Consider the following 20,429-nt stretch of genomic DNA (forward strand, 5'->3'; position numbering starts at 1 on the left):
GGCTGCCCTGATCACACGGTAGCCGCCGGGAGGTCATGGACATACCACTGCCCGACGCTCGGCGGATGCACACCGGGCGCGTGCGGCGGCAAGGCAGGTGCCTTCGGCGGCGGCCCCTCCCGTTTCGACCCGAACAGTCCGGGGCCTACGACCCCAGGATCGTCGTCAGGAACTCTCCGACCCAGCCCAGCAGTTCCCGTCCGACCAGTGGCTTGCCGCCCACCTTCGCGGTCTTGGGGCGGGGCACCAGGACCTGGTGGAGTGCCGGCTTGATGACGGTGCCCGGGTAGAGCCGCTTGAGCCGCAGCTCCTGGGATTCCCTCAGCTCCACCGGGGCGAAGCGGATGTTGTTGCCCTGCAGGACGGTCTCGCCGACGCCGCACGCGCGGGCGAGCATGCGCAGGCCCGCCACGAGGAGGAGGTTCTCGACGGGCTCCGGCAGCTTGCCGTAGCGGTCGGCGAGTTCCTCGCGGACGGACCTGATGTCCTCCTCCGAGTTCGCGGAGGCGATCGCGCGGTAGGCCTGCAGACGCAGCCGCTCGCCGGGCGCGTAGTCGTGCGGGACGTGAGCGTCGACGGGCAGCTCGATCTTGACCTCGAGCGGGGGCTCCTCCTCCACGCCGCCCTCGAGCGACGCGCGGTAGTCGGCGACCGCCTCGCCGACCATCCGTACGTACAGGTCGAAGCCGACGCCCGCGATGTGACCCGACTGTTCGCCGCCGAGCAGGTTGCCCGCGCCGCGGATCTCCAGGTCCTTCATCGCCACGTACATGCCCGCGCCCATCTCCGTGTGCTGGGCGATGGTCGCCAGGCGTTCGTGGGCCGTCTCGGTGAGCGGCTTCTCCGGCGGGTACAGGAAGTAGGCGTAGCCGCGTTCTCGGCTCCGGCCGACGCGGCCGCGCAGCTGGTGCAGCTGGGAGAGGCCGAAGTTGTCGCCTCGCTCCACGATCAGCGTGTTCGCGTTCGAGATGTCGATGCCCGATTCCACGATCGTCGTGGAGACGAGGACGTCGTACTTCTTCTCCCAGAAGTCGACGACCACCTGTTCCAGCGTCTGCTCCGACATCTGGCCGTGGGCGGTGGCGATGCGCGCCTCCGGGACGATCTCGCGCAGGCGGGCCGCGGCCCGGTCGATCGACTCCACTCGGTTGTGGATGTAGAAGACCTGGCCCTCGCGCAGCAGTTCGCGGCGGATGGCGGCGCCGATCTGCTTCTCCTCGTACGGCCCGACGAAGGTGAGCACCGGGTGGCGCTCCTCCGGCGGGGTGGTGATCGTGGACATCTCGCGGATGCCCGTCACCGCCATCTCCAGGGTCCTGGGGATCGGGGTCGCGGACATGGTCAGCACGTCGACGTTGGCGCGCAGCTTCTTCAGCTGCTCCTTGTGCTCGACGCCGAAGCGCTGCTCCTCGTCGACGATGACCAGGCCCAGGTCCTTGAACTTGGTCTCCGAGGAGAACAGCCGGTGGGTGCCGATGACGAGGTCCACCGCGCCGTCCTTGAGGCCCTCGAGGACCGCTTTCGCCTCCGTGTCCGTCTGGAAGCGGGACAGCGCCCGCACGTTCACCGGGAACTGGGAGTAGCGCTCGGAGAACGTGCCGAAGTGCTGCTGCACCAGCAGCGTGGTGGGCACGAGGACGGCGACCTGCTTGCCGTCCTGCACCGCCTTGAACGCGGCGCGGACCGCGATCTCCGTCTTGCCGTAGCCCACGTCGCCGCAGATCAGCCGGTCCATCGGGACCGACTTCTCCATGTCCTCCTTGACCTCGGCGATCGTGGTCAGCTGGTCCGGGGTCTCCGCGTACGGGAACGCGTCCTCCAGCTCGCGCTGCCACGGCGTGTCGGGGCCGAAGGCGTGGCCTGGCGCGGCCATGCGCGCGCTGTACAGCTTGATCAGGTCGGCGGCGATCTCCTTGACCGCCTTCTTCGCGCGCGCCTTCGTCTTCGTCCAGTCGGCGCCGCCCAGGCGGTGCAGGGTCGGGGCCTCCCCGCCGACGTACTTGGTGATCTGCTCCAGCTGGTCGGTCGGGATGTAGAGGCGGTCGCCAGGCTGGCCGCGCTTGGCCGGGGCGTACTCGACCACCAGGTACTCGCGGGTGGCGCCCTGTACGGTCCGCTGCACCATCTCGATGTAGCGGCCCACGCCGTGCTGCTCGTGGACGATGTAGTCGCCCGGTTCCAGGGTCAGCGGGTCGATCGTCTTGCGGCGGCGGGCCGGCATCCGGGCGCCCTCGCGGCCGGCCGCCTTCTGGCCGGAGAGGTCGGTCTCGGTGAGCACGGCGAGCTTGAGTGCCGGGTCCACGAAGCCGTAGTCGATGGAGCCGCACGCGACGTGCACGACCGACGGGGAGATCTGTCCGAGGTCGATGTCCAGGCGTGCCGCGACGCCCTCGCCGCCCAGCACCTCGACGGTGCGGGAGGCCGGCCCGTGCCCCTCCGTCACGAACACGGTGCGCCAGCCGTCGGCGAGCCAGCCCTTGGTGTCGGCGAGTGCCTTCGCGGTGTCGCCACGGTAGGTCTCCGGGGCGTGCATGCCGAGCTTGAGGGTGTCCCCGTCCAGGGCGTCCAGTGCGTCGCCGGCCGCGAACGGCGACACCGACCACCACAGCATGCCCAGCTCGCGGGCCCGCTCCCGGACGTCCGCGATGGACCACAGGGAGGCCGCGCCGACGTCGATCGGCGCTTCGCCACCGCCGGCCGTGGCAGCCCAGGACGCCTGCAGGAACTCCTGGCTGGTCGCCACCAGGTCCCCGGCCCGTGTCCGCACCCGCTCCGGGTCGCACACGACGGCCATCGCGCCCGCGGGCAGGACGTCGAGGAGCAACTCCATGTCGTCGACGAGCACGGGGGCCAGCGACTCCATGCCCTCGACCGCGATGCCCTCGGCGATCTTGCCGAGCAGCTCGCCCAACTCGGGGTGTGCCTCGGCGAGGGCGGCGGCCCGCCGTCGTACGTCGTCGGTGAGCAGCAGCTCACGGCACGGGGGCGCCCACAGGCCGTGCTCGGCGACCTCCAGGGAGCGCTGGTCGGCGACCTTGAAGTAGCGGATCTCCTCGACGTCGTCGCCCCAGAACTCGATGCGCAGGGGGTGTTCCTCGGTGGGCGGGAAGACGTCCAGGATGCCGCCGCGCACCGCGAACTCGCCGCGTTTCTCCACCAGTTCGACCCGGGAGTACGCGGCCGCGGCCAGGGCGTCCACGACATCTTCCAGATCGGCCTGCTGACCGGTGCGCAGGGCGACCGGTTCGAGGTCGCCGAGGCCCTTGACCTGGGGCTGGAGCACGGAGCGCACGGGGGCGACGACGACGGAGACCGGGCCGGTCTCCGGGTCGTCCTGTCTCGGGTGGGCGAGGCGTCTGAGGACGGCGAGACGGCGGCCGACGGTGTCGCTGCGGGGGCTGAGCCGCTCGTGCGGGAGGGTCTCCCACGACGGGTACTCCACGACGCCGTCGGGCGGCAGCAGGGAGCGCAGAGCGGCGGCGAGGTCCTCGGCCTCACGCCCCGTCGCGGTCACGGCCAGTACCGGCCTGCCCGCGTCCCGGGCCAGCGCGGCCACGGCGAAGGGACGGGCCGCCGGAGGGCCGACCAGGTCCACGTGCATCCGGTTGCCGTCGGAGGCGGCCTTGACCGCTTCCGCGAGTGCGGCGTCCTTGACGACGGCGTCGAGCAGACCGTGCAGGCTCATGAAGGGCAATCCCGTCCCGGGTGGGCAACACGAACACCCGGCCTCGCAGTTTTCGGGGGGCCGGGGGTGTCCAGCGTACGACGCCCGGATCGTCGGCGCCGTGGCTGTGGACAACCCGGCGCGGGGGCGTCCGGCGCCGGACTCGTCCATAATCCCCCACCCCGGCCACCGGTTCGACGCGGACGAGGCCGGGCCCGGTGGCATTCCCACCGGGCCCGGCCTCGTCCCCCGTACTCCCCGCCGGGTGGCTACTCGGTCGCGATCGCGTTCAGTACGTTCATCCGGCCCGCCCTGAAGGCCGGGATCAGCGCCGCGAACAGGCCCACGAACGCCGAGCCGATGAAGACCGCGATGATGGTGCCCCACGGGATCTCGAGCACCTTCAGCCCCTCCAGGGCCAGGAGCTTCTGGGCCGTGGCACCCCAGCCCATGCCCAGGCCGAGACCGAGCAGGGCGCCGAAGAGGGCGATCACGACGGACTCCAGGCGGATCATCCTGCGCAGCTGGCGGCGTGAGAGACCGATCGCCCGCATCAGTCCGATCTCGCGGGTGCGCTCCACCACCGACAGGGCCAGGGTGTTCACGACACCGAGGATCGCGACGATGATCGCCAGTGCCAGCAGACCGTAGATCATGTTCAGCAGCTGGGCGATCTGGTCCTTCAGTGCCTGCTTGTAGTCGGTCTGGTCCCGGACCGTGTACTGCGGATAGTCGTGCAGTGCCGACTTCAGCGACTTGTAGGCGGCCGTCTCCTGGCCGTCCTTGGCCGTGGCGAAGACCAGGACGTCCAGCGGCATCGTGTCGGCCGGCACGTACTTCGCGACGGTCGCGATGGAGGCGTACATCGCGCCCTTGTCGATCACCACGTCGTCGCTGGTGATCGCGCGGACCGTCAGGCTCGCCGTCCTGCCGTCCTTGAAGTCGGCCTTCACCGTGGACCCGATCTTGATGTCGTGCTTCTTGGCGAAACCCTCGAAGACGGACATCGAGTCCGGCCGGTAGGCGTCCGCCAGGTTCCCCGCGACCGTCTTGGTGCGCAGGTCCTGTGCGTACGTCGGGTCGGCGGCGTTGACCGTCTCGTTCTTGGACGTGCTTCCGTCGGGCGTGGTCAGCGCGGCGTCCAGCACCTTGTACTCGGTGACCCGCTCGAGACCGGGCGTCGACTTCACCGCCTTGACCGCCTGCGGAGTGATCAGCTGGCCGCCGTCGTTCTGCACGATGAAGTCCGTGCCGACGGTCTTGTCCAACTGCTCGGTCGCGGAGGCCACCATCGAGGAGCCGACCACCGACAGGCATGCCACCAGCGCGAGGCCGATCATCAGGGCGGCGCCCGTCGCACCTGTACGGCGCGGGTTGCGCAGCGCGTTGCGCTCGGCCATCCGCCCGACCGGGCCGAAGATCCGCAGGACGACCGCACCGAGCGCCCGGACCACACCGCCGGCGAGCAGCGGGCCGATGGTGACGAAGCCGAGCAGGGTGAGGACCACGCCGAGACCGAGCCACAGCGAGCCGTCCGTCGCCTTGTCCGCGGCCGCGGCCAGGTAGAGGCAGTAGGCGCCGGCGCCGGTGAAGAGCAGGCCGACCAGGGCGCGGACGAGGCCCGCCTTCGCGTCGGCCGGGGCGCCCACGTCGCGCAGGGCGGCCATCGGCGAGACCTTGCCGGCGCGCCGGGCGGGCAGGTAGGCGGACAGGACCGTGACGATCACACCGAGGGCGAGCCCGACCACCGGGGTCGTCCAGGCGACGGTGAGGTCGTCGGTGGACAGATGCATGCCCATCGAGCCCATGAGCTTCATCAGCCCGACCGCGATGCCGACGCCCGCGCCGACGCCGAGCACGGAGCCGAACACGCCGAGGAGCGTCGCCTCGGCCAGCACCGAGCGGTTGACCTGCTTGCGGGAGGAGCCGATGGCGCGCAGCAGCCCGATCTCCCGCGTCCGCTGGGCGACCAGCATGGAGAAGGTGTTGATGATCAGGAAGATGCCGACGAGGAAGGCGATCCCGGCGAAGCCGAGCATCGCGTACTTCATCACGCTCAGGAAGCCCTCGACGTCCTTCTGGTTGGCGTCGGCGGTCTCCTTGGCGGTCTGCACCTTGTAGGCGCCGCCGACGGCGGCCGCCACGTTCTTCTTCAGCTGTTCGTCGCTGACACCCTTGTCCGCGGTGACGTTGACGTTCGTGTACACGCCGGTCTTGCCCACGAGCGCCTGCTGGGCGGTCCTGGTGTCCAGGTAGAAGATCGCGGCACCGGGGTTGGTGACGGTGAAGGTGGCGATCCCGGAGATCTTCGCGGTGTGCGTGCCGACCGCGCTGATCACACCGATCTCGTCACCGATTTTCAGATGGTGCTTGTCGGCGGTGTCGGCGTCGACCATGACCTGGGACGAGCCCTCGGGCGCCGCACCGGAGGTGATCTTCATGGTGCGGGCGTCGTTGCCGTTCCAGCTGCCCACGATGGTGGGCGCGCCGCTCTTGGGGGAGAGGTTGTCCTTGGCGGCGTCGACGACGGTCACCGAGGTGGAGAACACCGTCCCCTCGGCCGACTTCACGCCCTGCACCTTGCGCACCTCGGCGAGCACGGAGGCCGGCATCGTGGGCGGTCTGCCGTTCCCGGAGGTGGTCTCCCCGCTGTCCGAGGCGCCCTTCCCGCTGACCGACACATCCGAGGTGGTGGCCGCGAAGAGCTTGTCGAACGTCGTGTTCATCGTGTCGGTGAAGACGAGCGTGCCGCACACGAACGCCACCGACAGCAGGACCGCGACGGCCGACAGGGCCATCCGTCCCTTGTGCGCGAAGAAGTTGCGCATCGAGGTCTTCAGGACGGTCATGACGTGCGCCCCCGGGCGTCGAAGTCCTTCATGCGGTCGAGGACCGCGTCCGCGGTCGGCTTGAGCATCTCGTCGACGATCCGGCCGTCGGCCAGGTACAGCACGCGATCGGCGTACGAGGCGGCGACCGGGTCGTGGGTGACGATCACGATGGTCTGGCCGAGGTCGTCGACGGAGCGGCGCAGGAAGCCCAGGATCTCGGCGCCGGCCCGCGAGTCGAGGTTTCCGGTCGGCTCGTCACCGAAGATGATCTCCGGGCGGGCGGCCAGGGCGCGGGCCACGGCGACGCGCTGCTGCTGGCCGCCGGAGAGCTGGGTGGGCCGGTGCTTGAGCCGGTCGGCCAGGCCCACGGTCTCCACCACCCGGTCCAGCCACGCGCGGTCCGGCTTGCGGCCCGCGATGTCCATGGGCAGCGTGATGTTCTCGATCGCGTTCAGTGTCGGCAGCAGGTTGAACGCCTGGAAGATGAACCCGATCCGGTCCCGGCGCAGCTGCGTGAGCTTCTTGTCCTTCAGGCGGGTGATCTCCGTCTCGTCGAGGAAGATCTGACCACTCGTCACGGTGTCCAGCCCGGCGAGGCAGTGCATCAGCGTGGACTTGCCGGACCCCGAGGGGCCCATGATCGCGGTGAACTGGCCGCGGGCGATGTCCACGTCGACGTGGTCGAGGGCGACGACACGGGTCTCGCCGGACCCGTACGCCTTGACGACCTGCCGCGCTCGCGCGGCAACGGCCGTACGCCCTCCAGTGCCCCCGTGCCTGGGAATGGTCACGGCCGATGTCATGTCAAATCTCCTATGTCGGTTCGACGGCGGGCGCAGTGGTCCCGCGTCACGTCGGTGAGTGCTTGGCTGCGTCGGTAAGTCTGGTGCCCGAAGGGGTTCCGGGGCGCTGGTGCCGGGCCCCGTATTCCGCTGGGGAAAACCCCACCCCGTGCGGTGCCGCCGGCACGACCCCCGTGCGTCCCGGCCGCTCCCCAGCGTCGTAAAGCCAGGTTAAGGACGGCCCGGTCCGCTCTCGTCCTCCGTCCGGACGAACCCTCCCCGACCCCTGGTACGGAGCAACCCCTAGGGGCAGTCCACCGGAGGGTGGACCCCTTCTCAGGGTCGGCTCCACCCCCCGGCGCAGCCAGGTTCCACCCTGCCGTCGCGTGAGGGTCAAGCCGCTCGCCGCGTACGGACCGGCTCGTCCGACGGTCCCGGGGTCGGAGCCGCTCCCTCCGTCGCATCAGGGTCGCCCTCCCGCCGCGCCGCAGCCGATGGGAAACTTGCGTGCAGCGGACAAATGCAACGGGAGGACATCCGGTGGGCGACACCAGACATGCGACGCGCCAAGCGGTACAGCACACCGGATCCAGGACCCGCGGCGCCGTCGTCGCCGCACTGATGCTCGCCATGGCGCTGGCCGCACTGGACTCCACGGTCGTGTCGACCGCGGTGCCGCAGATCGTCGGCGACCTCGGCGGCTTCTCCGTCTTCTCCTGGCTCTTCTCCGGCTATCTGCTGGCCGTCACGGTGACCCTGCCCGTGTACGGCAAGCTCTCCGACACCTTCGGCCGCAAGCCGGTCCTGATCGCGGGCGCGGCCGTGTTCCTGCTCGGCTCGCTGCTGTGCGCGCTCGCCTGGAACATGGGGGCGCTGATCGCGTTCCGCATCGTGCAGGGCCTGGGCGGCGGCGCGCTCCAGGGCACGGTGCAGACACTCGCCGCCGACCTCTACCCGCTGAAGGAGCGGCCGAAGATCCAGTCGAAACTGTCCACGGTGTGGGCGGTGTCGGCGATCGCGGGTCCGGCGGTCGGCGGGGTGCTCGCCGCCTACGCGGACTGGCGGTGGATCTTCCTGGTCAACCTGCCGATCGGGGCCGTCGCGCTGTGGCTGATCGTGCGTCATCTGCACGAGCCGTACCGGGAGCGGGGCCCCCGTCCCCGTATCGACTGGGCGGGCGCGCTCGCGATCTTCGCCTGCGGGGGCGTCCTGCTGACCGCGCTGGTGCAGGGCGGGGTGGCCTGGGCCTGGCTGTCGGCACCCTCGCTGGCCCTCTTCGCCGCGGGACTCGCGCTGGTCGCGGTGGTGGTGGCGGTCGAGCGCCGGGCGGCGGAGCCGGTCATCCCCGGCTGGGTCTGGCGGCGCCGTACGATCGCCGCGGTCAACCTGGCCCTGGGCGCGCTGGGGCTGCTGATGGTGGCCCCGTCGGTCTTCCTTCCGACGTACGCCCAGGCGGTCCTCGGTCTCGGCCCGGTCGCCGCCGGGTTCGTGCTGTCCGTATGGACGTTGAGCTGGCCGGTGTCGGCCGCGCTCAGCCAGCATGTGTACCGGCGCATCGGCTTCCGCGACACGGCGCTGCTCGGCATCGGCACGGGGGCGCTGATCCTGCTGGCGTTCCCGTTCCTGCCGTATCCGGGCGCGGCATGGCAGCCGACCCTCTTGATGCTGGTGCTGGGCGGCGCGCTCGGCCTGTTCCAGCTGCCGCTCATCGTCGGTGTCCAGTCGACGGTGGGCTGGGCCGAGCGCGGTACGACGACGGCCTCCGTCCTCTTCTGCCGCCAGACCGGCCAGACCCTGGGTGCGGCCCTGTTCGGTGCGGTGGCCAACGGCGTCCTGTCCGCACACCTGGGCGGGGCGGGCGGCCTGGACTCGATCACGAGGGGCCTCGACACAGGGCCCGCTCCCGAGGCGACGCGGCGGGCGATCGCGTCCGCCGTGCACGCCGTCTACCTGGGCGCGTCCTTCGCGGCCGCACTCGCCTTCCTGGCCCTGCTGTGCGTGGCACCGCGCCGCTTCCCTGTGTTGAACGCTCCGGGCGAGTGACCGAGGTCCGCCCGGGCCCCGAGCGGGGGGCACGCCGGGCGCCAGGCCATGCCGTCACCGCGCCTGCCCGGCGGCCAACTCCCGTACGTGCCGCACGATCGCACTGCCCGGCGGCGCCGCAAGGTGCTTAAGGCCCGTCGATCGCGCTGCCCGACGGTGACGCAGGCGCTTCAGGCCCGTGTTGAACGCTCCGGGCGAGTGACCGAGGTCCGCCCGGGCCCCGAGCGGGGGCACGCCGGGCGCCAGGCCATGCCGTCACCACGCCTGCCCGGCGGCCAACTCCCGTACGTGCCGCACGATCGCGCTGCCGGGCCGTGTCGCAAGGCGCTTCAGGCGTCGCCGTCGGCGCCGGGAGCCGGCCGCACGGTCCGGCGAGACGTTCAAGGTTGAAGTAAACGCGGGTAACGACACAGGTCGGTGAAGTAAGCGCATACCGACCGCTCAGTTTGGTGAAAAGCCCGCACGGCCCGGAACGCCACGGGTAGCGTGCGCGTCGCCACCCCCCCGCTCCCTGCGGTCCGCCGCCACGGACCCGAGCCGGCAAGGAGATACGGGATGCCCGATGCATTTCTGCCGTCGTACTCGTCGCCCGAGCACATACCGCCGAACTCCTCCTCACCGCACCACTCGTCACCGTCGTACCCGACCTATCCCTGGCAGCCGCCGCCCGACGGGCCGGGCCGGAGGCGGATGCCACGCCACCAGCCGCTCGGGCGCCACAGCGATCTGCGCGTTCTGCGCACCGCCTACCGCCGGCTGCGGCGCGTGGCCACGCTCACCGCGCTGGGCTACTTCACGCTCTTCCTGGTGCTTTCGGCGTTCACGCCGACCTTCATGGCGAGGCCGGTCTCCGGCGGTCTCACCGTGGGTCTGCTGCTGGGCCTGCTCCAGGTCCCCGTCACCTGTCTCGCGATCGCCGTGTACGAGTACACGGCCCGCCGCACCGTCGACCCGATCGCCGACCGCATCCGCAGACAGTCCGTGCTCGACGCCAGGCGGGAGGCCGCGCGATGACCGCCGCGAGCGCGGTCGGCGGGCTCACCGGATTCAGCAGTTCGGCGCAGACCATGTCGCTCGTGGCGTTCACCTCCGTCGCCACCATCACGCTCCTGCTGTGCGTGATGACCGGACCTGACCGCGACGACCTCGACGCGTTCTACACCGGCTACGGCTCCCTGTCCCCGATGAGCAACGGCCTCGCCATCGCCGGGGACTACATCTCCGCCGCCACCGTGCTCAGCACCAGCGGGATCATCGCGCTCACCGGGTACGACGGTGTCGTCCTCGCTCTGAGCACGGTCCTGTCGCTGATGCTGCTGATGTTCCTGCTGGCCGAACCCCTGCGCAACGCCGGCCGGTTCACCATGGGCGACGCCCTCGCACGGCGCATGCCCGGGCGTGCGGTCCGCATGACCGCGTGCATCGTGACCATCGCCGCGCTGCTGCCGATGATGCTCGTCCAACTCGCCGGGGCCGGGGACCTGCTGGCCTTCATCCTCGGCTTCTCCGGCGACTCCCTGAAGACGGGCTGCGTCATCGGTCTCGGCACCCTGATGATCAGCTATGCGGCGATCGGCGGCATGAAGGGCACCGCCCTCATCCAGATCCTGAAGATCGTGATGCTGCTCGGCTCCGGCGCGGCCGTCGCCGCGCTCATCCTGTACCGCTTCGGCTGGGACCCCGGCGCGCTGCTCCAGGCCGCCGCGCAGAACAGCGGCGCCGGGAACGCCTTCCTGCACTCGGGCCTGGAGTTCGCGGGCGGCCCGGCCCCGCGCCTCGACATGATCACCTCCGAGCTGACGGTGGTGCTCGGCGGCGCCTGCCTGCCGCACATCACCATGCGCATGTACACCGCCAACAGCGCCCGGCAAGTGCGCCGCTCGCTGTCCTGGGCGGTGCCGTCGGTGACCTTGTTCGTCCCCGTCATCGCGGTCGTCGGGTTCGGCGCAACGGCCCTGATCGGGCGGGAGACCATCGCGGCCGCCGACCCGCAGGGCCGCACGGCCTATCTGCTGGGCTCCCGGGCGGCGTTCGGGCCGGACCTGTCGGCCGCCGCGACGCTGCTGTTCACCGCGGTGACGACGGCGATCTTCCTCACCCTGCTGGCGTCCGTGGCCGGAATGATCCTCGCCTGCGCCAACTCCCTCGCCCACGACGTGTTCGCCTCCCACGTACGGGACCTGGCACCGCGTCGCGAGATGACCGTGGCGCGGCTGTCGGCGCTGGCGGTGGGCGCCGTGGCGATCCTGCTCGCCACCCTCGTCCAGCATCTCAGCCTTCAGCCGCTGGTGACACTGTCGTTCTGCATCGGGGCGTCCGCGATCGCGCCGGCGCTCGTGTACACCCTCTTCTGGCGCCGCTACACCCGAACCGGCCTGCTGTGGACGCTGATCGGCGGCACGGTGGCCACACTCGTCCTGATGACCGGCACCAACCTGGTCTCCGGCACCCCCGGCGCGGCCTTCCCGGAGGCGGACTTCAACTGGTTCCCGTTCACCACCACCGGTCTCGTCTCCGTCCCTCTGGGCTTCGCCTTCGGCTGGCTCGGCACGATCGCCTCCGGCCGCCGCCAGGCCGCGGAACAGCGCCGGCAGTACGAGGCGGTGGAGGGATGGATCCTCGCGGGCGCGGTGCGAAGAAGCGGCTGACGAAGGGGCGCCGCGGACGGCCGGGGCCGCCTACTCCGCGGCGGCCCGGCCCATCAGCATGGCGAGGCTGTTGCGCACATGGTCCATCTGGGCCTGCACACAGTCCCATTGCTCGCCGTGCTCCCGCAGCACCCGTTCCGTCTCCCCGGCGATGCGCTCCTCCGTCAGACGCGCATCGGCGATCAACTCGGCGGCGCGCGCCTGGGCGTCCCGCTGGAGGTGCCTGGTCACCTCCTCGGTCTCGGCCAGCGCCCGCTTCGCCTCCGACAGGGAAGCCTCCGCGCGCGCCACCCGCTCCGCCTCCGACGCCTCGACCGCGGCGGCCCGCACCTCCGCGGCGCGCTCCTCGCCCTCCAGGCGCTCGGCGTGCTCCCGCTTCTGCTCGGTGAGGAGCGTCTCGGTGCGCTGCCGTACCTCGCGCAGCGCGGCCAGCGCCTCGCCGCGCCCCTCCTTCACCTCGCGCCGCGCCGCGATCCGTACATCGTCGGCCTCGGCCCGGGCGGCCAGCAGCCGGGTGCGGATCCTCTCCTCGGCCTCGGCGCGCACCGCGTCCGCGCTCGCCTGCGCGGTCTCCCGCAGCTGCCGGGCGGCGTCCTCCGCCGCGTCGACCAGGGCCTGCGTCTCCTGGCGCGTCTCCTCCCTGAGCGTGGCGGCCTGCTCCTGCGCCATGTCGAACAGCTGCCGGGCCCGATCGCCGAGGGCCTCGTACGTCTGGGGGCCCAGTTGCGCCACCGTCTCGCGCAGCCGCTCCAGATCGCCCTCCATCTCCTTGGCCAGCACGGTGAGCCGGGCGGCTCGCTCCCAGGCGGCGTCGCGGTCCCGCGCGAGGGCCGCGGCGTACGCGTCGACCTGATCGGGACGGTAGCCGCGCCGCACGGGCAAGAAGCCGCGCGGCGACCCCGATGTGCTGCTCATGGATCCCCTCTCCGCCTGACCCACACCGGTCGATCATGTGCGCACATCTTGATGGATCACGCAGAAGTGTTCATAACGCGACACTCCCCATGCAAGCAACGGATAACGCTGAAGAGCACCTGAAAAAGGGGCTGGGCCCGATCGCTCGTGCGACCGGGCCCAGCCCCATGGCGTTGCGTCAGGAACGGGTCACAGCAATCCGTCCCACATCTGCTCCAGCAGCACCGACCACCAGCTCTCCGGCGAACCGAGCGCCGCCGGGTCCAGCGAGGCGAGCTGCGCCTGGAAGTCGACGGTCCAGCGGCCCGCCTGCTCCTGGTTGAGCCCGAACCGAAGCCGCCACATCCGGCCCAGCAGCGCCAGACAGCGCGCGAACTCCGGCAGACCGCTGTTCACGAACTGCGGTGGCACCGAAACACCGCCGGCACCCGCTTCCACGGGCACCGCGACGATGTTCGCCGTGCCGTACTGCACACAGATCGCCTTGCCGAAGTCACTGCCCATCACCAGATACGAGCCCGCGTCCTGGGCGGGCTGCACTCCGCGCTCCTGCGCCAGCTCCGCCAGCGTGGGCACCGGACGGCCCGGCTGGGCCTGCGCCCAGAAGAACGGGCCCATGTCGAACGGCAGTCCGGCCACCACCAGGGTGTGCGCAACGATCGGCGGCACACCCTGCCGGGAGACCGCGGCCTGGTCGAACCTGAAGATCCCAGGACCGAACGCACCGGCAAGCTCCTGCGCGATGCCCTCCGGCGGGATCGGCGGCGTCGGCTGCAACGGGGGCAGCGGCGCGCGCACCGGACCCGGGCGCGCCGGACCGTCCGCCACCTGGTGCAACTCACCCTGATGTGCGAGCAGTTGCTGCATGCCCTGCTGACGCGAGGCATGGTCGGTGCCGTACGGGGCGATGCTGGTGATCCGGGCCTGCGGCCAGTTCTCCCGGATCATCCGGGCGCAGTACGCACCCGGCAGCTCGCACGACTCCAGCTCCGTGTGCAACTCCAGCACCTGGTTCGGCGGCACGTTCATCGCCCGCAGCTCGTGGAAGATCTGCCACTCCGGGTGCGGGGTGCCCGGCGCCGAACGCCGGATCACCTGCTGCTCGGAACCGTCTTGGGCGCGGTAGCGCAACACGGCCTGGTAGCCGGGGCCGACCGTCGCCTGCCCGGGAGGCGGATACCCGTACGACGGCTGCTGCCCGGGCAGCGGCTGCCCCGGCACCCCGTGGGGAGCGACGGGCGGCACACCCGGCACCCCCGGGGGCGGCGGAGGCGCACCGGGCGTCCCGGCCATCATGGTCTCGGCGTGATGCACGGCACCGGGAGCACCCGGAGCGGCGGGGGCACCCGGAACACCGGGCGTCGCGGGAACACCGGGAGCGCCAGGGGGCGTACCGGGCGCACCAGGAGCCCCCGGCGGCTGCGGAGCACCCGGACCGCCCGGACCGCCCGCCGGCGGCCCGGCAAACACCGTGGCGGCGTGATGCACACGGCCGGGAGGCGTACCACCGGGCTGATGCGGCGCACCCGGCGGCTGCGGCTGAGGAGGCCCCGGCTGGTGCGGGGCACCCGGAGCCCCGGGCGCTCCCGAAGTTTGAGGGGCTCCCGGCACGCCCGGCGCCTGAGCCCCACCAGGCTGAGGCGTACCCGGCGTCGCCGTGCCCTCCGGGCCGAGCTGCGAGACGAGTTGTGTGGGCACGTAGCCGCCCTGCGCGGCACCCGGCGGCGGTGCGGCGCCCGGTCGGGCCCCCGGCGTGCCCGGCACACCCGGCGGCGGGGGCAGGGGCGCACCACCGGCGCGCGCGGCCCGCGGAGGGGCCGCCTTGCTGGTCGCGGCGTCGGCGATGTCCTCGGCGTTCGGCGCGAGCCGCGGGCCGGACCCGGACGCACCGGCCGGAGGCTGCGGCGGACGGGGCGCACCGGGAACAGGTGCACCGGGACCGCCCGCAGGACCCTGCGGATAGCCGTACGAAGGAGCACCGGGAGGCGGCGGCGTTCCCGGAGCACCCGGCCCCTGCGGCGGCCCGACCGGCGAAGTCTCACCCGGCACACCACCGGGACCCTGCGGATAGCCGTACGAAGGCCCCGCCGGAGCCGGAGCACCCGGCCCCTGCGGAGCGCCCGGAACCCCCGCTCCCAGCTCGTCCACCACCGGAGCCACCGTCGTGCGGGGCAGCCGGCTGCCGCCCTCGATCAGCGCGGTCTGCGCGTGCGGCGCGGACACCGGCGGCGTATCGCCGTCGGCATCGCTCAACTGCGGCGCGGACACCGTCGCCGGCAGCGGAACCGAACGGTCCTCGCCCGCCTCGGCGTTGGTGTCCGTCCCCGTCCACGGCGTCGCCCCCGCCGGCGCACCCTGCGCCGCGTCCCTACCCCCGGCCGCAGGCCACGCCGTACCCGAGGACACCGGCTCCGCCGGGGTGGCGGCAGCTGCCGGACGCACCCCGGCACCCGCACCCTCGGACGTCCCGGACGAGGCCCCTTCACCACGGCGGCGATCCGGGATGCCCATCCTGTCCGCCGCCTCCTGGAGCCACTCCGGCGGACTCAACAGGAACGACGTCTGGTTCAGATCCACCCGCGCAGCACGCGCCGGCGACGGCTGCGGCGCCGCGTCCCGCGCCCCGTACTGCTCCTCGTACCTGCGGATCACCTCACCCACCGGCAAGGCCGGCCACAACGTGGCTTCACCACTGTCACGGGCGATCACCAGCCGCTGCGCGCCCCCGTCCGACCGCGGCCCCTCGGCGCGGTCCTCCGCCCACACCACGAAGCCCAGCTCGAACTCCCGCACCCGCACCTCACGATGCTGGTACGACGGCACATCACCGTTGATCCACTCTTCGGCGCGCTCCTGCGCCTGCGCGAACGTCACCATCGGCTCGACTCACTCCCCCACCGAAGACGCCGGCGACACCGGCACCGCACGCGCGAAACCGCCGTCCACCATCAGATTCGCCACCGTCTCCAACTCCGGCGGACTGCCCACCAACCGCGACAGGAACTGATCGAAATCGTCGCCGCACGGCAGCAACAACCGCTGCAAACGGTCCGCCGGAGGCCACGACGCATCCACGTCACGCGCGTCGTCGTACGCACAGAACCAGACCGAACCGATCCGGTCGCCCTTCACCTTCACCGCAAGCAGACCGCCCTGCACAAAACCGACGGCCAGATAATCCTTCGTCAGGTGATCACGCAGACACTTGTTCACATACACAAGGTCGTTGACCGCCGCCTCGTCACGCACCGTGAAGAACGGCTGATCCAGCAGGAGGCCCAGCTCCGGATCGAGCGCCACACCCACCGGCGCACAACCACCCGCCGCCTTCAGGAACGAACGGTAGGCACCCGGCAACCGGTACCCCAAGTCCTCCTCGACGCCCTGCACCTGCTGCTCGGTCACCGCGACCGACGACCTCGGCAACCCCAGGTGCGCCGGACGCGTCTCCTGCAACGGCCGCGTACCACGCTTGTTCTGATCGACGTTCGCCGTCGCGATCCCACCGTGATGCCGCAGCAGCGCCTTCACCTCGACCGGGACCAACTCCAGGCGCCGCGACCCCCGAACGTGATGCCACGTCCAGCCGTGCGGCGTCGCCACCGCCGGAATCGAGTCCCACAGATCGTGCCCCGACACCGCCAGCGCCGCGTTCGCGGACACGAAATCCGTCAGCCGCAACTCATCCACACCGAAACCCTCCGGAGGCTCGGCGATCTCCGCGGCCGCACGGGCGTACGGCGAGAAATCCGGGTAGCCGTGCTCATCGACACGCACCCCTCCCGGGTGACGAGCAGCCCTCACCGGATCCGGAAAGTGCACCACCTGCCCGGCATAAGCCGCGTTCGGCGGCGCGACCTGTCCCCCGGCCTGGCCGCCGGGTGGTACTCCCAGCCCGAGCCGACCTGTCGTCATGACGATTGCCCCCTGCGGCGCTCTGTCCGGCCTCTATGGCCCTGTGGATCGCGGATGTCCACAGCCTAAGCGCTACGACGACACAGGTCACCGGCCTCAGGTCCGCCACCCACCGACCCCCGGCCACCCCGTGACCAGCCGTCACCCCGCCGTGACGCTACGACCAAACCCTGGCGTGTCGCAGCGCCCCAGCTTCCGCATCAGCGAGGGCATTTGGCAGTCTGTGTCCACCCAGGGGGGATGCAAGGGAGGGGAAGACGATCATGACAGCGACGCAAACAGGCACTTCGGGAGATCCACGCATCGGCTGGAGGGCCACCGAGGCCACCCCCGCCCCCACCCTCCGCCACCGCCGCGACGGCATACTCCCCACCGTCGCCGCCGCCCTCTCCGTCTGCGGCACCACTCTCACCGGCACCGCCGGACGCGGCGACCAGCCCCCGATCCTGCACCCACTCGTACAGGACTTCCTCGATACCCTCACGAGCGGCCAGCGCGACCGCTTCACCGGGCGCTGCGCCGAAGCGATCCTCATCTCCCGGCACATCGCCGCCGCCGACGCCGCCCGCAGCAAACGCGCCGCCCGCAAACCCATGACCAACGGCGAAGCCCGCAAAGCCCTCAAACAGGCCAAGCTCACCACCCGCCGCATCCGCGAGGACGGCGACCCCCTCCACGGCAGTTTCGCCACCCCCTGCCACGCCTGCACCGCACTCAGCGACCACTTCGGCGTACGCATCGTCGACCCCACCGCACAGGACTGACCCCACAGCACCCACCGCAGACCGCACCACCACCCGCGCCGACCACGGCACACGACGAACGAAGGGCAGATGCACACCGACCGCACCTCGACCACACGCTTCCCCGTCCCCGTCGACGCCGCACTCCGCGCCGCCGGCTGGCAACCGGGCCGCTGGGACATAAAGCAAGCCGAGATCTGGGCCGACACCCTCCGCAGCCACGAATCCCCCGCAGGCCACCGCCACGCGGTCTTCCCCGCAGCCGTCGAGGCCTGGGCGGAATTCGGCGCCCTGCACATCACCGCACAGGGCCCCGGCCGCGGCCTCGCCCCCGCAGCCCTCCATCTGGACCCCCTGCACGGCCTCCACATGGCCCGCACCCTCGGCGACCTCGGCCGCGCCCTCGACACCGAGGTCTGCCCCCTCGGCGAGGAAACCGACAGCCGCACCCTGCTCGCCATAGACACCGAAGGCCGCGTCTACGCCCTCGACCACACCGGCGACTGGTACCTCGGCCCCGACATCGACCACGGCCTCACCACACTCCTGGCCGGAATCGAACCCGTACGGCTCACCGCCGGCTGACCACACCGGGCACACCCGAGAGCCACAACCCGCCCCGCGACAGCGCGGCGCGGCGGCGCCTCACGCCGCCTGGGCCGGAATCACCGCCGACACCCGGAACCCACCCGCATCCGTCGGCCCCGAAACAAACACCCCACCCAGCGCGCTGACCCGCTCCTTCATCCCCACCAGGCCATTGCCGCCACTCGGCAACCGGGCCGCCTCCGCCGAACCCGGCGCCGGCGGCGGCTCGTTCTCCACCTGCATCGCGATCTCCGCCGAACGATGCGCAAGCCGGACATGCGTCTTCGCACCCGCCGCATGCTTGTGCACGTTCGTCAGCGCCTCCTGCACCACGCGATACGCCGTCTGCTCCACCTCACGCGCATACGAACGCACCGCGCCCTCGACCGACAGATGGACCACCATCCCCGCCGCCGCCGACTGGCCGATCAACTCCTCGAGCTCCGCCAGCCTCGGACCGTCCGAACCCTCGTCCACAGACCGCGACACAGCAGCCGCAACCACCACACCCACCGAAGCCGACGGCACCACCGCCCGCGCCTGCCGGCCCACCGACCCCTCACCGCTGCGCAGCACACCGAGCATCTCGCGCAACTCCGTCAGCGCCTGCCGGCCCATGTCACCCACCAGCGCGGCGTTCCTGACGGCCTTCTCCGGATCCTTCCGCGCCACCGCCTGCAGAGCCGCGGCATGCACCACCATCAGACTCACCCGATGAGCGACGACGTCGTGCATATCCCGCGCGATCCGCGTCCGCTCCTCGTTCCGCGCCCACTCGGCCCGCTCCTCCGCCCGCTCCGCGAGCAGCATCAGCTCCCGCTCCAACGAGTCCGCCCGCTCCCGCAAGCTCTCCATCAACCGCCGCCGGGCACCCACATACAGCCCCAGCAGCACCGGAGGAGCCGTCATACCGAGCGCCGTCGTCACCGACAGGAACGGAATGAACCCGCCCGCGATCGCCAGATCCCCCCGCACCATCCCCTGATGCGCCCGCACATACGTCACGATGAACATCCCGGCGAACGACATCCCCGCGAGCGCCCCGATAATCCGCCGGGGCAACTCGGACGCGGCCAGCGTGTACAACCCGACGAGCCCCAGCAGGAACCCCATCTGAGCCGGCGTGATCGCGATCGAGACCAGCACCACGGCGATCGGCCACTTCCGCCGCAACAGCAGCGTGACCCCGGCAAACAGACCGAACACCATGCCGACAGGGACCGGCAGCCCGGCGTCCCGCGAGAACTGGATCCCCTCCACCGCACACTCCACGGCGGACACCGCCGCGAGCGAGATATCGAGCACGGCACTACGCCACCGCGCCCACCACCACGGCCCGGCGTCGGCCCCGGTGTCGACTTCCCCCGTCGTCGTCATGGCTCCCAGCCTACGGGCGCAAGGCCCAGGTTTTCCGGCGAGTTTCGACGGCTGGATCACACCACACTGCGTAATCGAACAGAAGCGAAACCGACCGCAATCCCTCGAACTGCTGAATCGCGCATCGTTCGACCCCGGACGTCCACATTCCGCCCGGACGGTACGCCCATGGCACATGCACGAAGCAGCAAGTACGCGGACTTCGAGGGACTGAGGGAACAGGCGGTGGCGCTACGGCGCGCGGGGCTCAGCCTTCGGCGGATCCGGGACGAACTGAAGATCTACAACAACGACATCCTCAACCAGCTGGTGAAGGGGGAGCCGCCACCGGAGTGGACGAAGCGCCCGCGAGCCAAGGACGACCTGCGGGAGAGGGCACGGGAGCTGAGGCTCCAGGGCTGGACATACGACCGGATCGAGACGGAGCTGGGGTGCTCGAAGAGCTCGGTCTCGCTCTGGGTGCGGGATCTTCCGAGGCCGGAACGTCGCGACCCGACGGAGCAGGCGAAGCTCGCGGCGCGCAAGCGCTGGGAACATGAATCGGCGGTACGGGACGAGAAGCGACAGCAAACCAAGACGACCGCCACGCGAGAGATCGGAGAAATGTCGAGCCGGGACCTGTTCATGACGGGCGTGGCCCTCTATTGGGCCGAGGGGCAGAAGAGCAAGCCGTGCCAGCGCCGGGAAGCCGTCGTCTTCGTCAATAGCGACCCTTCGGTGATCCAGGTCTACCTGGCATGGCTCGACCTGCTCCATGTGACGCGCGACCGACTGCGGTTCCGCGTCATGATCCACGAAACCGCCGACGTGGCCGCCGCAGAGCGACACTGAGCCTTTCCCGGTAATGGATCATGACGTTGTGTGATCGTTCAGATGGTTCGGTCGTACTCGAGCTGGAGCAGGACGAGGGCCGCTGCGGCGAT

At 71.1% G+C, this 20,429-nt stretch carries 12 protein-coding genes and 1 pseudogene; 6 read left to right on the plus strand and 7 right to left on the minus strand.

Annotated features, from left to right (window positions below; all coding sequences use genetic code 11):
* Positions 1-145: 145 nt before the first annotated feature.
* The 3 genes from mfd to ACWDA7_RS30015 all read right to left on the minus strand — a co-directional run bounded on the left by mfd (position 146) and on the right by ACWDA7_RS30015 (position 7,298).
* On the minus strand, positions 146-3,685 hold the full coding sequence (gene mfd / locus ACWDA7_RS30005; RefSeq protein WP_450608013.1) for a transcription-repair coupling factor: 3,540 nt from the start codon (positions 3,683-3,685) through the stop codon (positions 146-148).
* 248 nt (positions 3,686-3,933) lie between these two features.
* Entirely contained in the window at positions 3,934-6,513 is a 2,580-nt protein-coding gene (locus tag ACWDA7_RS30010) for an ABC transporter permease (protein WP_450608015.1), read from the minus strand.
* Positions 6,510-7,298, minus strand: coding sequence for an ABC transporter ATP-binding protein (locus tag ACWDA7_RS30015; protein WP_450608017.1), 789 nt, complete (start codon positions 7,296-7,298; stop codon positions 6,510-6,512). The genes ACWDA7_RS30010 and ACWDA7_RS30015 overlap by 4 nt, the downstream gene beginning before the upstream one ends.
* Before the next feature lie 519 nt (positions 7,299-7,817).
* On the opposite strand from ACWDA7_RS30015, the gene ACWDA7_RS30020 reads away from it, so the two are divergent.
* The 3 genes from ACWDA7_RS30020 (at position 7,818) to ACWDA7_RS30030 (ending at position 11,968) form a co-directional block, all read left to right on the plus strand.
* Positions 7,818-9,320, plus strand: a complete 1,503-nt coding sequence (locus ACWDA7_RS30020; RefSeq protein WP_450608018.1) for an MFS transporter — start codon at positions 7,818-7,820, stop codon at positions 9,318-9,320.
* Between the two features lie 555 nt (positions 9,321-9,875).
* Positions 9,876-10,334 (plus strand): DUF485 domain-containing protein, encoded by a 459-nt coding sequence (locus ACWDA7_RS30025; protein ID WP_450608019.1) that lies wholly within the window; start codon positions 9,876-9,878, stop codon positions 10,332-10,334.
* Positions 10,331-11,968 carry a sodium/solute symporter gene (locus ACWDA7_RS30030; protein ID WP_450608020.1) on the plus strand — a complete coding sequence of 546 codons (1,638 nt, stop codon included), beginning with the start codon at positions 10,331-10,333 and terminating at the stop codon, positions 11,966-11,968. The genes ACWDA7_RS30025 and ACWDA7_RS30030 overlap by 4 nt, the downstream gene beginning before the upstream one ends.
* A 30-nt stretch (positions 11,969-11,998) precedes the next feature.
* Here the strand turns inward: ACWDA7_RS30030 and ACWDA7_RS30035 are convergent, their stop codons facing one another.
* The 3 genes from ACWDA7_RS30035 to ACWDA7_RS30045 form a co-directional block, all read right to left on the minus strand.
* A complete protein-coding gene (locus ACWDA7_RS30035) occupies positions 11,999-12,883 on the minus strand; it encodes a cellulose-binding protein (protein WP_450608022.1) in 885 nt (294 codons plus the stop codon).
* A gap of 189 nt (positions 12,884-13,072) precedes the next feature.
* A complete protein-coding gene (locus tag ACWDA7_RS30040) occupies positions 13,073-15,760 on the minus strand; it encodes an SUKH-4 family immunity protein (protein ID WP_450608023.1) in 2,688 nt (895 codons plus the stop codon).
* Between the two features lie 9 nt (positions 15,761-15,769).
* Entirely contained in the window at positions 15,770-16,798 is a 1,029-nt protein-coding gene (locus ACWDA7_RS30045; RefSeq protein WP_450608025.1) for an SMI1/KNR4 family protein, read from the minus strand.
* Positions 16,799-17,061: 263 nt separating this feature from the next.
* Here ACWDA7_RS30045 and ACWDA7_RS30050 point away from each other — a divergent pair, with 263 nt between their 5' ends.
* Together ACWDA7_RS30050 and ACWDA7_RS30055 are read left to right on the plus strand one after the other, a co-directional pair.
* Positions 17,062-17,562 carry a YwqJ-related putative deaminase gene (locus ACWDA7_RS30050; RefSeq protein ID WP_450608027.1) on the plus strand — a complete coding sequence of 167 codons (501 nt, stop codon included), beginning with the start codon at positions 17,062-17,064 and terminating at the stop codon, positions 17,560-17,562.
* 69 nt (positions 17,563-17,631) lie between these two features.
* Entirely contained in the window at positions 17,632-18,126 is a 495-nt protein-coding gene (locus ACWDA7_RS30055) for an SUKH-3 domain-containing protein (protein ID WP_359400358.1), read from the plus strand.
* A gap of 60 nt (positions 18,127-18,186) precedes the next feature.
* On the opposite strand, the gene ACWDA7_RS30060 is transcribed toward ACWDA7_RS30055, so the two are convergent.
* The gene (locus ACWDA7_RS30060; protein ID WP_450608029.1) at positions 18,187-19,506 is read right to left on the minus strand and encodes a sensor histidine kinase; all 1,320 of its coding nucleotides are present in this window, start codon (positions 19,504-19,506) and stop codon (positions 18,187-18,189) included.
* Positions 19,507-19,674: 168 nt separating this feature from the next.
* Between ACWDA7_RS30060 and ACWDA7_RS30065 the strand changes: the two are divergent.
* Positions 19,675-20,334, plus strand: a pseudogene (locus tag ACWDA7_RS30065) (terminase gpP N-terminus-related DNA-binding protein); the annotation flags it as partial.
* Positions 20,335-20,429: the final 95 nt, after the last annotated feature.

Source organism: Streptomyces sp. NPDC001156 (genome assembly GCF_053598275.1).

Bases quoted from the DNA above. Each gene is read 5' to 3' on its own strand.
- mfd (WP_450608013.1), bottom strand. From the start codon at position 3,685: ATGAGCCTGCACGGTCTGCTCGACGCCGTCGTCAAGGACGCCGCACTC.
- ACWDA7_RS30010 (WP_450608015.1), bottom strand. From the start codon at position 6,513: ATGACCGTCCTGAAGACCTCGATGCGCAACTTCTTCGCGCACAAGGGA.
- ACWDA7_RS30015 (WP_450608017.1), bottom strand. From the start codon at position 7,298: ATGACATCGGCCGTGACCATTCCCAGGCACGGGGGCACTGGAGGGCGT.
- ACWDA7_RS30025 (WP_450608019.1), top strand. From the start codon at position 9,876: ATGCCCGATGCATTTCTGCCGTCGTACTCGTCGCCCGAGCACATACCG.
- ACWDA7_RS30030 (WP_450608020.1), top strand. From the start codon at position 10,331: ATGACCGCCGCGAGCGCGGTCGGCGGGCTCACCGGATTCAGCAGTTCG.
- ACWDA7_RS30035 (WP_450608022.1), bottom strand. From the start codon at position 12,883: ATGAGCAGCACATCGGGGTCGCCGCGCGGCTTCTTGCCCGTGCGGCGC.
- ACWDA7_RS30040 (WP_450608023.1), bottom strand. From the start codon at position 15,760: ATGGTGACGTTCGCGCAGGCGCAGGAGCGCGCCGAAGAGTGGATCAAC.
- ACWDA7_RS30045 (WP_450608025.1), bottom strand. From the start codon at position 16,798: ATGACGACAGGTCGGCTCGGGCTGGGAGTACCACCCGGCGGCCAGGCC.
- ACWDA7_RS30050 (WP_450608027.1), top strand. From the start codon at position 17,062: ATGACAGCGACGCAAACAGGCACTTCGGGAGATCCACGCATCGGCTGG.
- ACWDA7_RS30055 (WP_359400358.1), top strand. From the start codon at position 17,632: ATGCACACCGACCGCACCTCGACCACACGCTTCCCCGTCCCCGTCGAC.
- ACWDA7_RS30060 (WP_450608029.1), bottom strand. From the start codon at position 19,506: ATGACGACGACGGGGGAAGTCGACACCGGGGCCGACGCCGGGCCGTGG.